This is a genomic window from Pseudomonas sp. KCJK9058 (assembly GCF_046230975.1).
In the GTDB taxonomy this organism is placed as follows: Bacteria; Pseudomonadota; Gammaproteobacteria; order Pseudomonadales; family Pseudomonadaceae; genus Aquipseudomonas; species Aquipseudomonas alloputida.
On record NZ_JBJJLR010000103.1, the window covers coordinates 1 to 1,487 of the forward strand.

At 46.1% G+C, this 1,487-nt stretch carries 2 protein-coding genes; both read left to right on the forward strand.

Going from position 1 to position 1,487, the window contains the following annotated elements; all coding sequences use genetic code 11:
• A partial coding sequence (locus ACK59Z_RS25745) for an RHS repeat-associated core domain-containing protein (RefSeq protein WP_409293976.1) occupies nt 1-814 on the forward strand: 814 nt, incomplete at its 5' end.
• A 4-nt stretch (nt 815-818) separates the two neighbouring features.
• Nucleotides 819-1,415, forward strand: a complete 597-nt coding sequence (locus ACK59Z_RS25750; protein ID WP_004577237.1) for a hypothetical protein — start codon at nt 819-821, stop codon at nt 1,413-1,415.
• The last annotated feature ends 72 nt before the right edge of the window (nt 1,416-1,487 follow it).

The window sequence follows — 1,487 nt, forward strand, 5'->3', positions numbered from 1 at the left end:
TCTCTGGCAAGGGCTAAGGATGCTGCGGGAGGAAACGCCAGGGCAGAGCATCTTGTACCTGTACGAGCCGGGTAGCTATGCGCCGTTGGCGCGGGTTGATCAGGTTGAAGGGGAAGGGCAGAAGGTCTATTACTTCCATACGGACCAGATTGGAACCCCGCTGGAGCTGACCGATAGCGAGGGTGAGATTGTCTGGCAGGCGACATATCGCTCGTGGGGTGAGATAGAGCAGCTAGCGGTCAATGAGGTGGAGCAGAACCTACGCTTCCAAGGTCAGTACTTTGATGCCGAAACGGGGCTGCACTACAACACGTTCCGATTCTATGTCCCTGAAATCGGGAGATTTCTGACACAAGACCCCATCGGTCTAGCAGGTGGAGATAATTTATATCAATATGCACCTAGCCCTATAGGGTGGATCGATGAACTAGGTCTGTCGTGCAACTCAGATGCCAAGCTTCTTCGAAAAGAACTCGGGATAAGTCCACAGGGGGGAGGTCAGTATGATGCGCATCATATTGTGATGTCCAACTCGAAAGATGCGAGGATGATTGCACTCCGGAAAAAGATGGATGAATTGGACATTGATATAAATGATAAGCGTAATGGGATTTGGCTGCCCAATACCGAGTCTGCAAGGGTTCCAGGTACAACTGCCACCCCTCACAAAGGTGCGGGTGTGCACGGCAAAGCCTATAAGCAATATGTCTTTGATAAGCTTTCCGTAGCTAATGGTCGAGAGGAATTTCTCAGCGCACTTTCCGAGATTAAGCAGTCGCTGTTTGATGGTATTTCATTTAAAACGATAAGGTAGAACTATGCTGGTAGAAGATTTGAAGCGCTTTAAAGATGAGGTTGTCAAGAAGGCTGAGGATTCTTCCTTTGTTTTGGATTTTGATCCTGATTGTGCCGAAGCCTCGAATATTAAGTGGTCGAAAGGAGTCGGAATTTCATTTATTCCTTATGAATTAGAGATGTCAGGTGTAAAGCCAAGCAGGCTGACTGCAAAGGAACCTACAAGTAAAAAAAATATAAACAAATATTATTACGTGGATGGGCGGTTGCAGAAGGTAGATATCTACAATGCAAAGGGTGAAATTCATGGGTTTGAATATTTTTTCTATGATGACAGGCGAGATTATTCAATTAAGATGAATCGTCACGGCGAACGTTTGTGGCTCAAGGTAATTGATAAAGAGCAAGGAGAAGTACGTAAAGCTTGCAGGGTTGATTTTGACTCGGAATTTTGGACGTTAGGTTACGACTGGAATCAAGGGCGTCTTCAGGAAATTCTAACGTTTTCGTCTAATAGCTTGCCAGGTATTAAGATATATCCCGTTTTCGAGGAAGGGGATCTTGTGGGCTTATTCACTTTGCGTGGTGAAGAGAAAATATATATTTATGATGAGCGGTAGGTTGGCCTGACCTTGCCGGACGGTAACCGCCTGCAATTCAAGTACGACGAATTCTCCCGCTTGCTCGAAGAA

What these genes read in the sequence shown, in the direction of transcription:
- ACK59Z_RS25750 (WP_004577237.1), top strand. Translation starts at nt 819, where the DNA reads ATGCTGGTAGAAGATTTGAAGCGCTTTAAAGATGAGGTTGTCAAGAAG.